This window comes from Paenibacillus sp. FSL R5-0517, assembly GCF_037974355.1.
GTDB lineage: Bacteria > Bacillota > Bacilli > Paenibacillales > Paenibacillaceae > Paenibacillus.
The window spans coordinates 5,328,949-5,344,485 of the sequence record NZ_CP150235.1 but is presented as its reverse complement, the minus strand read 5'-3'; the positions used below and the strand labels follow the sequence as shown (position 1 = coordinate 5,344,485).

At 47.8% G+C, this 15,537-nt stretch carries 12 protein-coding genes and 1 riboswitch; of the genes, 8 read left to right on the top strand and 4 right to left on the bottom strand.

From position 1 onward, the window contains the following. Window positions 1–33: 33 nt before the first annotated feature. The 3 genes from ptsG (at window position 34) to ptsP (ending at window position 4,143) form a co-directional block, all read left to right on the top strand. The gene (ptsG, locus tag MKX40_RS23840; protein ID WP_253440114.1) at window positions 34–2,085 is read left to right on the top strand and encodes a glucose-specific PTS transporter subunit IIBC; all 2,052 of its coding nucleotides are present in this window, start codon (window positions 34–36) and stop codon (window positions 2,083–2,085) included. 77 nt (window positions 2,086–2,162) lie between these two features. Next, a complete protein-coding gene (locus MKX40_RS23835; protein WP_036617010.1) occupies window positions 2,163–2,438 on the top strand; it encodes an HPr family phosphocarrier protein in 276 nt (91 codons plus the stop codon). Next, window positions 2,431–4,143: a phosphoenolpyruvate--protein phosphotransferase gene (gene ptsP, locus MKX40_RS23830; RefSeq protein ID WP_339236905.1), complete on the top strand. Its 1,713-nt coding sequence runs from the start codon at window positions 2,431–2,433 to the stop codon at window positions 4,141–4,143. Before MKX40_RS23835 ends, ptsP begins: the two co-directional genes overlap by 8 nt. Window positions 4,144–4,354: 211 nt before the next feature. Here the strand turns inward: ptsP and gcvPB are convergent, their stop codons facing one another. From gcvPB to gcvT, 3 genes are read right to left on the bottom strand one after another with little or no spacing between them, the layout of a single operon-like run. Next, window positions 4,355–5,923 (bottom strand): aminomethyl-transferring glycine dehydrogenase subunit GcvPB, encoded by a 1,569-nt coding sequence (gene gcvPB, locus MKX40_RS23825; RefSeq protein ID WP_339236903.1) that lies wholly within the window; start codon window positions 5,921–5,923, stop codon window positions 4,355–4,357. Then, window positions 5,920–7,275: an aminomethyl-transferring glycine dehydrogenase subunit GcvPA gene (gcvPA, locus tag MKX40_RS23820; protein WP_339236901.1), complete on the bottom strand. Its 1,356-nt coding sequence runs from the start codon at window positions 7,273–7,275 to the stop codon at window positions 5,920–5,922. The genes gcvPB and gcvPA overlap by 4 nt, the downstream gene beginning before the upstream one ends. Then, window positions 7,272–8,408, bottom strand: coding sequence for a glycine cleavage system aminomethyltransferase GcvT (gcvT, locus tag MKX40_RS23815; protein ID WP_339236900.1), 1,137 nt, complete (start codon window positions 8,406–8,408; stop codon window positions 7,272–7,274). Before gcvT ends, gcvPA begins: the two co-directional genes overlap by 4 nt. Before the next feature lie 322 nt (window positions 8,409–8,730). Next, window positions 8,731–8,853: riboswitch (glycine riboswitch) on the bottom strand. A 343-nt stretch (window positions 8,854–9,196) separates the two neighbouring features. Here gcvT and gcvH point away from each other — a divergent pair. From gcvH to MKX40_RS23790, 5 genes are all read left to right on the top strand, one after another. Then, window positions 9,197–9,589, top strand: a complete 393-nt coding sequence (gene gcvH / locus MKX40_RS23810; RefSeq protein ID WP_339236898.1) for a glycine cleavage system protein GcvH — start codon at window positions 9,197–9,199, stop codon at window positions 9,587–9,589. A 419-nt stretch (window positions 9,590–10,008) separates the two neighbouring features. Further along, entirely contained in the window at window positions 10,009–11,466 is a 1,458-nt protein-coding gene (locus MKX40_RS23805) for a PTS mannitol transporter subunit IICB (RefSeq protein WP_339236896.1), read from the top strand. 38 nt (window positions 11,467–11,504) lie between these two features. Beyond that, the gene (locus MKX40_RS23800; protein ID WP_339236893.1) at window positions 11,505–13,607 is read left to right on the top strand and encodes a BglG family transcription antiterminator; all 2,103 of its coding nucleotides are present in this window, start codon (window positions 11,505–11,507) and stop codon (window positions 13,605–13,607) included. Next, window positions 13,604–14,038 carry a PTS sugar transporter subunit IIA gene (locus tag MKX40_RS23795; RefSeq protein ID WP_339236891.1) on the top strand — a complete coding sequence of 145 codons (435 nt, stop codon included), beginning with the start codon at window positions 13,604–13,606 and terminating at the stop codon, window positions 14,036–14,038. The genes MKX40_RS23800 and MKX40_RS23795 overlap by 4 nt, the downstream gene beginning before the upstream one ends. Beyond that, window positions 14,035–15,180: a mannitol-1-phosphate 5-dehydrogenase gene (locus MKX40_RS23790; protein ID WP_339236889.1), complete on the top strand. Its 1,146-nt coding sequence runs from the start codon at window positions 14,035–14,037 to the stop codon at window positions 15,178–15,180. The genes MKX40_RS23795 and MKX40_RS23790 overlap by 4 nt, the downstream gene beginning before the upstream one ends. A 60-nt stretch (window positions 15,181–15,240) precedes the next feature. Here the strand turns inward: MKX40_RS23790 and MKX40_RS23785 are convergent, their stop codons facing one another. After that, window positions 15,241–15,492: a cysteine-rich CWC family protein gene (locus MKX40_RS23785; protein ID WP_339236887.1), complete on the bottom strand. Its 252-nt coding sequence runs from the start codon at window positions 15,490–15,492 to the stop codon at window positions 15,241–15,243. Between the last annotated feature and the right edge of the window lie 45 nt (window positions 15,493–15,537).

Here is a 15,537-nt window from a genome sequence, read left to right as displayed (position 1 = left end):
CATATAACTTAGACGAAAGGGAGATACGACGCGATGTTTAAAAAGCTTTTTGGTGTATTGCAAAGAGTAGGTAAAGCTCTTATGTTGCCTGTAGCCATTCTACCTGCGGCAGGATTGCTGCTTGGAATCGGTAACATGCTGGTTAATCCAGATTTCTTGCAATATGTAACGGCGCTCGACACCCCTTGGGTGAACTCGATCGCAACAATTATGATGAACGCAGGGCAGATCGTATTCGACAATCTGGCATTGCTGTTCGCCGTCGGTGTAGCCGTCGGATTGGCTGGTGGCGAAGGGGTTGCGGGTCTTGCAGCCATCATCGGTTATCTGGTCATGAATGTCACACTGGGTACAGCCGTAGGGGTTACACCAGCAATGATCGGCGAAGTGCCTGGTTATGCCAGCATTCTGGGTATCCCAACATTGAGTACAGGCGTGTTCGGAGGTATTATCATAGGTATTGCCGCCGCGCTCTGTTACAATCGATTTTTCAAAATTGAACTGCCGTCCTACCTGGGTTTCTTTGCAGGTAAACGTTTTGTTCCGATTGTCACTTCGGTTGTTTCCCTCTTGTTGGGGTTAGTTCTGGTGATTATCTGGCCACCAATTCAAAATGGATTGAATGCTGTGTCTCACTTCATGGTCGATACAAGCCCGACGTTGTCGGCATTTATCTTCGGTGTCGTGGAACGGTCATTAATTCCGTTTGGTCTTCACCACATTTTCTACTCCCCATTCTGGTTTGAATTCGGTGAGTATGTGAACAAAGCTGGAGATGTCATTCGTGGTGACCAGCAAATCTTCTTCAATCAATTGCGTGATGGTGTTAACCTCACAGCGGGAACATTCCAAGTTGGTAAATTCCCGTTCATGATGTTTGGTTTGCCAGCGGCCGCTCTTGCGATGTACCATGAAGCAAGACCGGAACACAAAAAGTATGTTGCAGGTATCATGGGTTCAGCTGCGCTGACCTCGTTCCTGACAGGGATTACAGAACCACTTGAATTCTCGTTCCTGTTTGTAGCACCAATCCTGTTTGCAGTACACTGTATCTTTGCAGGTTTGTCTTTCATGACCATGCAAATTCTGGGTGTGAAGATCGGTATGACCTTCTCCGGTGGGTTCATTGACTTCCTGATCTTTGGTATTATTCCAAACCGTACACCATGGTGGGACGTTATTATTGTCGGATTGATTCTTGCGGTAATCTATTACTTCGGTTTCCGGTTTATCATCCGCAAATTCAATCTCAAAACACCAGGACGTGAAGATGCAACGCCTGAAACCGAATCTGGTGGAGGCTCCGGTTCAACGGATGATCTGCCCCATAATATTCTCGAAGCTTTCGGTGGCAAGGAAAATATCAAACATCTGGACGCTTGTATTACTCGTTTGCGGATTGAAGTTAATGAGAAATCCAATGTGAAAAAAGATCGTTTGAAACAATTGGGTGCATCTGGTGTGCTTGAAGTGGGTAATAATGTTCAAGCCATCTTCGGAACACGTTCCGACACGATCAAATCTCAAATGCAGGATATCATTGCAGGACGAACACCAGCACCAACGCCAGTAGCAGCCAAACCAACTCCAGAAGAGGAGAAGGCACAAGGTGAGCAAGGCGAGCGTATCGTTGCTGAGGACATCGTCATGCCAGTCAATGGTGAGTTGATGGACATTACGAATGTACCTGATCCAGTCTTTGCTGAGAAAATGACAGGTGATGGATTCGCAATTTTGCCACATGATGGTACAATAACTTCTCCTGTGTATGGTAAGGTGTTTAATGTATTTCCAAGCAAACACGCCGTGGGCATCATGTCCGACGGAGGCAAGGAAGTGCTTGTTCATATAGGTGTCAATACGGTGAAGCTGAAGGGTCAAGGCTTTAACGTACTGGTACAGGAAGGTGATCTGGTATCGGCGGGTCAGCCGATTATGGAAGTGGATCTGGAGTATGTGAAAGCAAACGCTCCATCGATCATTTCGCCAGTTATTTTCACCAACCTGCCAGAGGGCTCCACGGTAACCCTGAAGAAGAGTGGAGTGCTCAAAGTTGGCGATCAGCCAATCATTGAGATAAAATAAGAAGTGTTACGACGATGGCAAGCAAGTGTAAATATATGCAATGCCTAAACCAAACTACTGAAAGTGAGATGATTGTAATGCAACAAACATTCAGAATTACAGACGAAGATGGTATCCACGCACGTCCGGCGACAGCCCTGGTTAATACAGCAAACAAATTCAAAGGTGCAGAATCCTTTGCAGAAGCTAACGGTAAAAAAGTAACGTTGAAATCCATCTTGGGTGTTCTTTCCCTCGGATTGGAACAAGGCGACACCATCAGCATTATCGTTGAAGGCGAAGGCGAAGCTGAAGCTCTTCAAGCTTTGACTGACGTTATGGTTAACGAAGGGTTGGGCGAAATTAATGCTTAATGTCTCCGGGATCGCGGCTTCGGCGGGTATTGCTATCGCCAAGGCGTTTATCTTGGAGCATCCTGACTACTCTGTAGAAAAACGCCAAATTAACGACGTTGACGCAGAGATCGCAAAACTCGACTCAGCTCTGGGCAAGTCCCAGGCTGAGCTTGAGGCGATCAAAGAGCGTACTTTACAAGAGCTTGGCGAGAAAAAAGCAGAGATTTTTGCTTCGCATTTGCTCATTTTGAATGACCCGGAATTGATTGATCCGGTTAAAGCGAGTATTGCTGATAACATGATCAATGCAGAATATGCTTTGAATGAAACGGCATCGCAATTTATCTCCATGTTTGAGAACATGAAGAGTGCCTACCTGCAGGAACGTGCAGCAGATATGCGTGACGTTACCAAACGTGTGCTAAATCACTTGCTTGGTATCGACTTCATGAGTCCGGCTGAGATCAATGAAGAAGTGATCGTGCTTGCGGAGGATCTGACGCCTTCCGATACGGCTCAATTGAATCGCCAATTTGTTAAAGGTTTCGCAACTAACATTGGTGGACGTACTTCTCACTCCGCAATCATGGCTCGCTCTCTTGAAATTCCAGCTGTTGTTGGAACCAAGGACATCTTGGCTCAAGCGAAACAAGGCGATATGATCATTGTTGATGGTCTGGATGGTCACGTACTGGTTAACCCTACTGATGAAGTTATTGCTGAATACCGTACCAAACAGGAACAGTATGATGCACAACGTGCAGAGTGGAGAAAACTGCGTGATGAGCCAACAGTAACCGTGGACAACGTTCATGTTGAACTTGCAGCCAATATCGGTACACCAAATGATGTAACGGGTGTTCTGGAGAATGGCGGCGAGGCTGTAGGCCTGTACCGTACCGAGTTCCTGTACATGGGTAGAGACAAGCTTCCTTCCGAAGACATTCAGTATAATGCTTACAAAGCGGTACTGGAAAAAATGGAAGGCAAACCTGTTGTTGTTCGTACACTCGACATCGGTGGAGACAAAGAACTTCCATATCTGGATCTGCCAAAAGAAATGAATCCATTCCTCGGTTTCCGCGCAGTTCGTCTGTGTCTGGACCGTCTGGATATCTTCCGTACACAATTGCGTGCATTGCTGCGGGCAAGCGTACATGGAAACCTGCGTGTCATGTTCCCAATGATCGCAACACTGGGTGAATTCCGTGAAGCAAAAGCTGTCTTGCTCGAAGAGAAAGAGAAGCTGGTTGCTGAAGGTATTGCTGTTTCTGACAGCATTCAACTCGGAATCATGGTCGAAATTCCTTCGACTGCAGTTCTCGCGGATCAGTTTGCCAAAGAAGTGGATTTCTTCAGTATCGGAACGAACGATCTGATTCAATACACTATGGCTGCAGACCGTATGAACGAACGTGTATCGTATCTGTACCAACCTTACAACCCAGCCATTTTGCGTTTGGTTAAAATGGTTATCGATGCAGCGCATCGTGAAGGCAAATGGGTTGGCATGTGCGGTGAGATGGCAGGAGACGAAACAGCAATTCCATTGCTGCTCGGCCTTGGATTGGATGAGTTCAGCATGAGCGCAACATCCATTCTGCCAGCTCGTAGTCAGATCACCAAGCTGTCCCGTGCGGATATGCAAGAACTGGCTGCTAAAGCTCTGGATATGCAAACGGCTGAACAAGTCGTTGAATTGGTTCAAAGCATTCAAGCATAATGTAATTTTACGGGGTTTCCACCCGATTTTAAGGGTTTCTTTTTCCGATAAAAAGCTGCAGTCGTGCAGCAATTTTGCCGGTATCCGCGATTCATTGTGGATATCGGCTTTTTTTGTTATGAGCGGGATAATCTGATTCGGAGGGAAGACATTAGAAAAGCTCTTGCTGATTGGAATGTCAGCAAGAGCTTCTGTGAGAACAATGATTGGATTAACTGCAAGCGCAGTTCAGTACAGGTTTACGAGCTGCTGTTGTTTCATCCAGACGAGTGACCGGTGTTCCGTAAGGTGCGTTGAGTACCAACTCTGGTGTCTCTTCCGCTTCTTTGGCAATCCGTATCATCGTATCGATGAATCCATCCAGCGTTTCTTTGCTTTCGGTTTCCGTCGGCTCGATCATGATGCATTCCTCAACGTTGAGCGGGAAGTAAACCGTTGGCGGGTGATATCCAAAATCAAGTAATCGTTTGGCAACATCCAGTGTACGCACACCATACTGCTTCAATCCCCGACCAGACATGACGAATTCATGTTTACATACCCCTGAATACGGAATCTCGTAGTAAGGTGCGAGACGGGCCATCATATAGTTGGCATTCATTACCGCACACTCAGATACACGGCGTAAGCCTTCCGGTCCATAGGTGCGAATGTAGGCATAGGCACGTACCAAAATACCGAAGTTGCCATAATACGCTTTGACCCGGCCAATGGATTGATCTCCTTCACGGTCCAGTGAATACACACCATCATCATTCTTGATCACCATCGGTTTAGGCAGGAACGGGATCAGACGGTTCTTCACCCCGACGGGTCCGGCACCAGGTCCACCACCGCCATGAGGCGTGCTCATCGTTTTGTGCAAGTTCAGATGCACCACGTCAAAGCCCATATCACCCGGACGGGTAATGCCCATAATGGCATTGGAGTTCGCGCCATCGTAGTACAGCAAGCCACCAGCTTGGTGTACGATGGATGCAATCTCCTGAATGTCTTTCTCGAACAAACCCAGTGTATTCGGGTTCGTCAGCATCAATGCTGCTGTATCCGTACCAACGGCTGCACGGAGTGCGTCCAGATCAACCAGTCCATCTGCGCGGGATGGAATCGTCACGGTCTCAAATCCTGCAACGGTTGCACTTGCCGGGTTGGTGCCATGAGATGAATCGGGCACGATGACTTTGGTACGTTGTTCACCACGACCTTCGTGGTACGCACGAATCATCATAAGTCCAGTCCATTCTCCATGGGCACCAGCGGCTGGTTGTAGGGTTACCGCATCCATACCTGTCAGCCCCGCAAGGTCATTTTGCAATGTATATAACAGTTCAAGTGCACCTTGAATGCTGGATTCATGCTGATAAGGGTGGATTTTGGCGAAACCATTATAACGTGCAACATCCTCATTAATCTTGGGATTGTATTTCATTGTACAAGAGCCCAGTGGATAAAATCCATTATCTACGCCGAAGTTGCGACGGGACAGCGCAGTATAGTGTCTGATAACATCTACCTCAAATACTTCTGGCAGTGCTGCTGCTTCCGAACGGAGCATTTCCCGGGGAATCAACGTATCAACAGCCTGACGAGGAACGTCACATTCCGGCAGGGAATAAGCGACACGTCCAGGGCTGCTGAGTTCAAAGATCAATGATTGTTCCGGAGCAGGAGATAAGGTCTGTGCGCTGAATGTTGTAGCTGTCTCAGATTGAGCCGGAGTGGATACTGATGCACCCATTTCAGATTGTCCTTGTATCGATGTTGTCGTTTCCTGAGTCACAGCGATCCCTCCAATACTCGTGCGAATTCGTCGATCTCTTCTTTGCTACGTCGTTCGGTAACAGCAATAAGCATATGTCCGGCAAGCTCCGGATAATCACGTCCAAGTTCATAGCCGCCAATAAAGCCCGCATCCAGCAGTTTTAGTTGAAGGGCATCGATGTCAGTTCCTTCAGGCAGCTTAATCACAAATTCATTAAATGTTGGCGCCTTAAACGTCAGGCTAACACCGGGAATCGCAGTTAATGTATTTAAGGTGTAATGACTCTTTTGCAGATTCAGATCCGCGACATCGATCATGCCTTGTTTACCCATGATAGACATATATACAGATGCGCTGAGCGCAAGCAAAGCTTGGTTGGAACAGATGTTGGATGTCGCTTTTTCGCGGCGGATGTGCTGTTCACGCGCTTGCAGTGTGAGTACAAATCCACGTTTGCCGTTGCGATCCGTTGTCTGGCCTACAATTCGGCCAGGAATTCGGCGCATGTGAGGCTGGGATACGGCGAAATATCCGCATGTCGGGCCGCCGAGTGAAGCGGCGATGCCAAGGGGCTGCGCATCACCTACAACGATGTCGGCACCCAGCTTGCCTGGGGCTTCCAGCAGACCCAGCGATAGCGGGTTGGCACTTACAACGAGTAGGCCCTTGTGCGCATGCACGAGGTCGGCCGCTTGTTTTACATTTTCCACGGCACCAAAGAAGTTCGGGCTCTGGATCATGACAGCTGCGGTATCATCCGATATGGCGGCTTGCAGGGCATCCCAGTCCGTGACCCCATCCTTATAACCGATCTCGACAATCTCCAGACGGAGTCCGTGCGCATACGCCTGCAATACCTGACGGGCTTCCGGATGAACGGTACGGGATACGATAAGCTGTTTGCGACGAGTTGCCGCTGCGGCCAGATTACCTGCTTCAGCAAAGGCGGTTGCGCCGTCATACATACTGGCATTGGCTACAGCCATACCGGTTAATTCACAAATGTAGGATTGAAATTCGAAAATAGCCTGTAGTTCACCTTGACTGATCTCAGGCTGATAAGGTGTGTAGGCAGTGTAGAACTCGGAACGTGAAATGACATGATTGATGACGGAAGGAACATGATGATCGTATATGCCTGCGCCGAGGAAGCTGGCGTGTGTTTCGAAATTGGCGTTGGCACCAGCTTGTTTGGACATGTGCCGTGTCAGCGCATATTCATCAAGCTTGGAGGATACGGGCAGCTCGCCCTGATAACGAATCTCTTTTGGAATGTCCTGAAACAGTTCCTCCAGCGTATCCACACCGATGGTTGCGAGCATGGCACTCTGATCCTGTTCTGTCATGGGAATGTAGCGGTGCTTGCTCATGATTGATCAGCTCCTTGAGTAAGTGTCTTTGACGTACGTGTCCGTTTATGAAAAGGGGTCTTTACGACCTCGGCTTTCAGTTTCTTCCCTCGGATCTCAATCTCAAGCGGGGTTCCCAGCGCAGCGTATTTGCTGTCGATGAGGGCAAGCCCCAGATTACGCTTCAATGTAGGTGATTGCGTGCCTGTTGTCACTTCACCGATCTGTACGCCTTCGGCGTAAATCGGATAGTGGGGGCGAGGAATACCGCGCTCCAGCACTTCGATGCCGACCAGTTTACGGGCGGGCCCGTCATTTTTTTGCTGTAACAAGGCTTCGTGTCCGATAAAAGGTCCAGCATTCAGTTTCACAAACATACCAACGCCAGCTTCTAGCGGAGAGATCGTTGCAGATAATTCCTGCCCATACAGAGGCAGCTTGGCTTCAAAACGCAGCGTATCCCTTGCACCAAGTCCAGCGGGAACCAGCCCGTGCTCTTCTCCAGCCTGCATTAATCCATTCCAGACCATAGCGGCCTGATCCGCAGGAACATATAGTTCAAAGCCATCTTCACCGGTATAACCGGTACGGGACAACAGCAATTTTACTCCACAGACTTCGGCATCCTGCACAAAACGAAACGGTTCAATCGTGGATACATCCGTTTCGGTAACTTTTCCGATAATATCCACAGCCAGTGGACCTTGCAGGGCGAGTAGCGCCGTCTGCTCCGAATCGTTGGTCATGTTTACGCCAGGGATCAAGTGCTCTTGCAGCCACGCCCAGTCCTTGTCGATATTGGAGGCGTTAACGACGAGCATATAATGCTGATCTTCCAGCTTATACACGAGCAGATCATCCACCACACCACCATCTGGATAACACATCAGGGTGTACTGGGCTTGACCGGGAACCAGCGTGGTTACATCATTGGTTGTCATTTGTTGCAAAAAAACTTCAGCCTGCTCACCCTGTACAGTGAATTCGCCCATATGGGATACATCAAACAGTCCAGCACGCTCACGCACCGCTTCATGTTCTTTCTGGATTCCGCTGAATTGCACCGGAAGCTCCCAGCCTCCAAAATCAATGCACCGTACGCCTTCGTATTGCTGATACAGGGGAAAGAGTGGTGTTCTAAGCAAATCGGACATCAAATCACCTCGTCATGGGCCGTCAAACGGCCGAATATGCAATCGTGGATCAATGAACCAGGGTATTTTTTAATTTTTCAGCTAGAAGTCATTCGTAGATAAGTATGGTAAGGCAACTATGGCAGCGCCGATTGAAATCCTGTTTTTCGTTTTTTTGGGAAAAAGGAAAAGGACAGGCCAAAGAATCGGCATGCCAAGTAGCACGCTGTATTCTAAGGCTCTGTCCCTTGTACCTGAGAGTTACCCCGCTGTATTGTACAACAGGTTTCCCCTTGGGTGATCATAACGCCCGTACAGGGCGAATAGATGCTCTCCAGAGTTGCGTCCCGTAAAAGTCCTTTTGCCTGAGAGATTCACCCCCGCTTATCGGTGGTTTACTCCTTCGGCGTTACCTCATGTACATCCCGAATCGGGTGGCACGGGTAATCTCTCCCTTTACATTCATCCGCGGGTATAACATAGTCCAATAAACACATTTACTCTCCTCATTAAAACGTGAATCCACTACTGATGTCAAGAACGATATCATTGATATTGAATTAAAACCGAATATTTATTGTATTTTAAATTATATTGTTCGTGTATTTAAAAAGACTGCGCTTACTATTCTAGTTTTCACCAGTATATGTAGAAAGAGTGTATTTAGGTTACGGTTTGGAGAGGCCGTTATCAAATAAATTGTGAGGTATCTTGACATTTGAATCCGAAATATCATACGCTATGTTCTGGGAAAAAGGTTAAGGTCAAAGAACGCATGCACTCATTAATGAAAAGCGAGGCGGATATCGATGAGCGAATTGAAAAGTGATTTCCTGTACAGTGAAGAGCACGAATGGGTGCAAACCGTAGGGGAGGATACTGTACGTATTGGCATTACCGAGTTCGCGCAGCATCAGCTGGGTGACATTGTGTTTGTGGAATTGCCTGACCTTGAATCCAATGTAAAAGCAGAAGACAGCATTGGAACGATTGAATCGGTCAAAACGGTGTCGGACTTGTTCTCTCCCGTCACAGGTTCAATTATTGCAGTCAATGATTCGTTGCAGGACTCACCTGAACTTGTGAACAGTTCTCCTTACGAGGAAGGCTGGATGATTGAGATCCGTGTTGAGGGAGATCTGACAGCAGCGTTGTCTGCATTGATGAATGCAGATGCGTATCGTAAACATACGGAAGAATAGGGTCAACGAGCTTGTACTTATTAACATATACTTTATAAAAAAATGAAATAAGCTTCATATTGTTTCGACCTGTGTGAGCCGGATGCTTGCACAGGTTTTTTGTGCTTTCGAGGAATAGTTTTGAATAGGGATCGAGGCAGATTAGGGATGTAAATCACCTGATTGGACCAAGCTATAGGTTAGAAAATGATGCTGGAAATGACAAAAGTCATAGGCAGGAAAAGCCTTGTGTACCAATGGTTTCAGCCATTATGCATCGATTGAAACGATTACATAACCTAATGTTGTCATCATTGTTCATGACGAAAGTACGCTTTCATTTCATTGAACAGGAGAGCATTCTCGCTTAGGATTACAGCAGGGGAGAAATGATACCCCTTTCATAAGTCATAATCACTTGATCCAAGGAGGATAATACAATGAGTAATTTGGACCAATCGTCCAATTCCAAAGGTGGGCTACGGGTAGGTGTGCAGCGTTTTGGCCGATTCCTGAGTGGTATGGTCATGCCGAATATGGGAGCGTTCATCGCCTGGGGATTAATTACGGCCATGTTCATTCCAACAGGCTGGTTCCCTAACGAGACACTAGCACAGTTAGTCGATCCAATGATTAAATATTTGCTCCCACTGTTAATTGGTTACACCGGGGGTACGATGGTGCATGGTCAGCGTGGTGGTGTCGTAGGTGCCATTATGACCATCGGGGTCATCGTGGGTAGTGATATTCCGATGTTCCTCGGTGCCATGATTGCCGGACCACTGGCAGCATGGATCATTAAAAAGTTCGATAAATCAATCGAAGGTAAAGTTAAAGCCGGATTCGAAATGCTGGTTAACAACTTCTCAGCCGGTATTATTGGCGGGATCTTGGGGATTTTTGCTCTACTGGGTATTGGGCCAGCTGTAGAAGCGATTAGCAAAGTATTGTCTGCCGGTGTGCAAGGTCTGATGAATCTGGGCTTGCTACCGCTGGTCAACCTGATTATCGAACCAGGTAAAGTATTGTTCCTGAACAATGCAATCAACCACGGTATTCTGACACCAATTGCAACAGATCAGGCAAGAGAATTAGGACAATCTGTTCTATACATGCTTGAATCCAACCCGGGTCCGGGACTTGGTATCTTGCTTGCTTACTGCTTCTTCGGACGCGGAATGGCCAAATCTTCTGCACCAGGTGCTGTTATCATTCATTTCTTCGGGGGAATTCATGAGATCTACTTCCCTTATATTCTGATGAGACCGATTCTGATTCTTGCCGCAATCGCGGGTGGCGTCGCAGGTACATTAACATTCATGCTCACCGGAGCAGGACTTGTTTCGGCACCATCACCGGGTAGTATTATCGCGTATTTCCTGTTAACACCAAAAGGTGGATACCTGCCAATGCTCGCAGGGGTGCTTGTAGCAGCAGTCGTTTCATTCTTGATTGCAGCAGTGTTGCTGAAAACGGGTAAACAAAAGGACGAAGATTTGGAGTCCGCATCCAGTCGGATGAAAGACATGAAGAGTCAAGGAACCGTGCCAAACGCAGGCATTACGGCTAATAATCATCGTGAAGCAGACAGAGCTTCAGATAAGGCTTCTTCTACAGTGAAAACAGATGTGAAGAAGATTGTCTTCTCCTGTGATGCAGGCATGGGGTCGAGTGCCATGGGTGCTTCCATTCTCCGCAAGAAGATGAAGGCAGAGGGGATTGACGTTACGGTGACCAACACGGCCATCAGTGATATCCCGCCGGATGCAGATGTGGTAATCACACAACAAATATTAACCGATCGTGCCCGCTCCGTTGCGCCGAACGCAGAACATATATCCATCGACAACTTCCTAAAAAGCCCGGAATACGATGCGCTTGTTGAACGTCTGAAGTAATTGCGCGCAATCGTTTTCCCTGAGCCGGAGGCTGAGATATGAGTATTACCAAAAGACAACGTGAAATCGTGGAGTTTCTGCTGGAGCATCCACATGAAGTCACTGCCGGTGAAATTGCCGTTGAAGTAAAGGTTAGTACCCGAACGGTTCACCGGGAGCTGCAAATGATTGAACAATGGCTTGAACCTTTGGGCATGAGGCTGGAAAAAAAATCAGGAACCGGTATCCGAATTGATGCCAGTTCCGATGATCTGGCTGTATTGCGCCAGCAACTGGAGGGTAAAGAATATGTAGAGTTTACGCCGGAAGAGCGTAAGCTCTTCATGCTTTGCATCCTGCTTGATGAAGCGGAGCCTGTGAAGTTACTCGCTCTGGCTTCGGATTTGAAAGTGACCGTATCCACCGTAACCACAGATCTGGATGATCTGGAGTCACGGATTCGTCAGGCGGGACTGAAGCTGGTTCGCAGACGTGGATATGGCGTCAAGATTAACGGGAGTGAGACGATTCATCGCACAGCCATAGCTGCACTTGCTTTGGAATTTCTGGATGAATCCGACCTGTTCGGAAGACAAACTGAACAAGGTGGCTCCATCGTAAACCAAAAATTGCTGGATATGATTGGACACGGTGATGTGCTTACGATCGAAAATGCGTTATGGCAACCAGATATCGAATGGCTGGAGAACATCCCGGAACGCCAATACATGAAGCTGCTGATTCAATTATCCGTCGCAGTTGTACGTATTCGTAAAGGCTTTGGCATTGGCCGTATTTCTCCGCGAGAGAACATGGAAGATGCAACTGCAGAGCAGGATGAGATGAAGGTTCCACCTTATATGGCTTCCCGCTTATGCGGTGTGTTATCCACTCAACTGGGGCTGACATTCTCCCAAGATGAGCAAGCTTATTTTCACAGATTATTAGTTGAGACAGAGCAGCGAATTCACTCTTCGCGGCTGTTGCCAATCGACGACTTGATTTTACTGGACAGGGTACATTCACTGATTGATCAGATGCAGGCAAGAACGCATTACACCTTTCATGAGGATCGATTGCTTCGTGAAGGTCTGCTTGGTCATATGCAACCTGTAATGGAGCGAATTGAAGGGCAACAGATGATACGTAATCCGCTACTGCAGCAGATTCGCAAAGATTATGACTCCCTGTTCGAAGAGGTCAAACAATCTGTTGGGCAAGCTTGGCCAGGCACAGATGTTCCGGATGAGGAAATTGGTTTCTTGGTCATGCACTTTGGGGCTTCCATCGAGAGGTTGCGTACATTGAAACGGGAGATCAGGGCGATCATCGTGTGTACAAGCGGAATTGGATCATCGCGCATGCTATCCAGCCGATTGTCCAAGGAGATTCCCGAGATTCGAATCATGGATAGCGTGTCCTGGTATGAAGCTGCCCGGATACCTACAGATCAGTATGATCTGGTGTTATCGACGGTCGATCTGCCGATGGATGAGCATCAGTATTACAAAGTGAGTCCACTGCTTACGGCAGAAGAGAGCGAACGTCTGCGTCATTTTATCCGAACAACAACGTTACAACGACAGCATAATAAGCCCCGTGAAGCAGAGGTTCAGACAACAAGTCGTTACTCAGACCCTGATGGAATGGAAGCTATTTTAGTTGAAATCGTCCGAATTATCGGCAAGTTTCAGGTGTACCCGCTGGATAATCAGGATATCGGGTTCTATAAAACGGTGTATGCGATGTGCAACGTACTCCATGGAACGGGCGTGTTGAAGGAGCCAGAGGAGATCGCAAAACGGCTGGAGGCACGTGAAGCAGTGGGGAGTCAGAAGATTCCCGGCACAAGACTTGCACTGTTTCATACACGAAGTGAGGGGATATACAGGCCGTCTATCAGTCTGTTTCAGCTCACGGAGCCACTTCTTCGTACGCCGGATGATCCGGCAGGAGTTACCCATGTTCTTTTGATGCTCGGTCCGAGAGAATTATCCAAGGAAAGCCTGGAGGTTCTCAGTGAGATTAGTGCCCTGTTATTGCAGGAAGAAATGATTACATTGCTGGAAAAGGGAATCAGGGATGAACTCATTCATTACCTTTCCCAGGAACTCGTTGGATTCTATCGCAGTAAAACCGAAATTGGAGGTCAACCACTATGAGTATGTTAACAACAGATAAAGTCATCATGAATGCGACGGCTCAGGACAAGTACGAAGCGATTCGTATGGCAGGACAGATTCTGAAGGATGCGGGACATATTACCGCTGATTACATTGAGAAGATGATTGAACGTGAAGAGATTGTCTCAACCTATGTAGGGAACGGACTTGCGATTCCGCACGGCACGAAGGAATCCAAAGCATTCATTTTATCCACAGGCATCTCCGTTATTCAGTATCCACAGGGTGTTGATTTTGGCGATGAGAAGGCTTATATGGTCATTGGTATCGCGGCTCAAGGCGGGGAACATATGGAGATCTTGACTAGCATTGCGGTGATCTGTGCTGAGGATGAGAACATGGAGGCCCTGCGTCTCGCGAAAACAGCCGAAGAAGTTATCGCTATTCTGGAAAGTGAAATGGAGCTATGAAGGCCCTACACTTTGGCGCAGGTAACATTGGACGCGGTTTTATCGGATTAATCCTCTCCCGGGCAGGGTATGAGGTGATTTTTTCAGACGTGAATCAGACATTGGTAACCACTCTCCAGCAACGAGGTCAGTATACGGTGGAATTGGCTAACGAGAGCAAGGATCAGGAGACCGTGACAGGCGTAAATGCAATTGATGGAACCCAACTGGAGTCGGTTGCCCAAACCGTTGTGGAAGCTGATCTGATCACAACCGCAGTGGGCGTGGGTGTACTGAAACATATTGCACCAGGTATTGCGAAGGGACTTGAAAAAAGACTGAATTCCGGTCCTGCACTTAACCCTCTTCACATTATTGCTTGCGAGAACGCCATTGGAGCCAGTACACAATTGAAAGAGCATGTATATGCTCTGCTCAATGATGAGACACGTTCCCTTGCGGATCAGTATGTGTATTTTCCAGATTCGGCCGTAGACCGGATCGTGCCTATCCAGCATCATGAAGATCCTCTGCATGTACAGGTGGAGCCTTTTTACGAGTGGGTGGTGGATCGTTCCCAGATGGCCCCGGCATTCAAACCGGTTGAGGGCATTCTATATGTTGATGATCTGGAGCCGTATATCGAACGGAAGCTGTTCACGGTGAATACAGGACACTGCGTTGCAGCATATATCGGTCATGTACACGGGTATGACACGATTCAGAAGGCTATTGCCGACGAGAAAGTGAAATTGATTGTATACGGTGCTTTGCAGGAAACCGGAAAAGTATTGGTGAAGCGTTTTGCATTCAACCCGGAAGAGCATGAGCAGTATATTGTCAAAATATTGGGACGGTTCGTCAACCCGTATCTCACTGATGAGGTTACTCGTGTTGGTCGTTCCCCGCTGCGCAAATTGTCTCCGAATGATCGTCTGGTTCGCCCTGCCCTTCAGGCATATGCGGATGGAACCGAAACGATCTATCTGGCTATGGGCATGGCAGCAGCCTGCAAGTTCGATGTCTCCGATGATCCGGAAGCAGTGGAACTACAGGACATGATACGCCAAAAGGGAATTACAGCTGCGCTCCACCATTACACGTCGATGGATGAGCATCATCCGGTGCTTGAACAGGCTGTTGCCCAGTATAACCAAATGTAAGAGCAGCGGTAGCCAGCTAACAATATAGATTAGGCATAATGAAGAAGAGCCATACAGTTGTTAACTGTGTGGCTCTTCTTTTGGTTGATGTTTATCGGCATAGTCATCCAAACAGCGCTGACATATACACGATTTTCGGCGCTGTTCTGCCGGAATGCGGTCAAATACACCCTCCGGGAAAGTAGCCCGGTTACACCAGCATTCCGAATGAGGATGTCCTGCGGCATAAGAACAGCGATTAGCTTCACCGCATAATGGGCAGACAAGAACATCGATAGGGATGTGCTCTTGATCGTCTTGTTCTGCAGACATACAGTTCTTCCCTCCCTGTGGAATAGCTACGAGCTGAAGTTGAAC

Bases quoted from the DNA above. Each gene is read 5' to 3' on its own strand.
- gcvH (WP_339236898.1), top strand. From the start codon at position 9,197: ATGAGCGAATTGAAAAGTGATTTCCTGTACAGTGAAGAGCACGAATGG.
- MKX40_RS23795 (WP_339236891.1), top strand. From the start codon at position 13,604: ATGAGTATGTTAACAACAGATAAAGTCATCATGAATGCGACGGCTCAG.
- MKX40_RS23785 (WP_339236887.1), bottom strand. From the start codon at position 15,492: ATGTCTGCAGAACAAGACGATCAAGAGCACATCCCTATCGATGTTCTT.
- MKX40_RS23835 (WP_036617010.1), top strand. From the start codon at position 2,163: ATGCAACAAACATTCAGAATTACAGACGAAGATGGTATCCACGCACGT.
- gcvPA (WP_339236901.1), bottom strand. From the start codon at position 7,275: ATGAGCAAGCACCGCTACATTCCCATGACAGAACAGGATCAGAGTGCC.
- gcvT (WP_339236900.1), bottom strand. From the start codon at position 8,408: ATGTCCGATTTGCTTAGAACACCACTCTTTCCCCTGTATCAGCAATAC.
- MKX40_RS23800 (WP_339236893.1), top strand. From the start codon at position 11,505: ATGAGTATTACCAAAAGACAACGTGAAATCGTGGAGTTTCTGCTGGAG.
- MKX40_RS23790 (WP_339236889.1), top strand. From the start codon at position 14,035: ATGAAGGCCCTACACTTTGGCGCAGGTAACATTGGACGCGGTTTTATC.
- ptsP (WP_339236905.1), top strand. From the start codon at position 2,431: ATGCTTAATGTCTCCGGGATCGCGGCTTCGGCGGGTATTGCTATCGCC.
- ptsG (WP_253440114.1), top strand. From the start codon at position 34: ATGTTTAAAAAGCTTTTTGGTGTATTGCAAAGAGTAGGTAAAGCTCTT.
- MKX40_RS23805 (WP_339236896.1), top strand. From the start codon at position 10,009: ATGAGTAATTTGGACCAATCGTCCAATTCCAAAGGTGGGCTACGGGTA.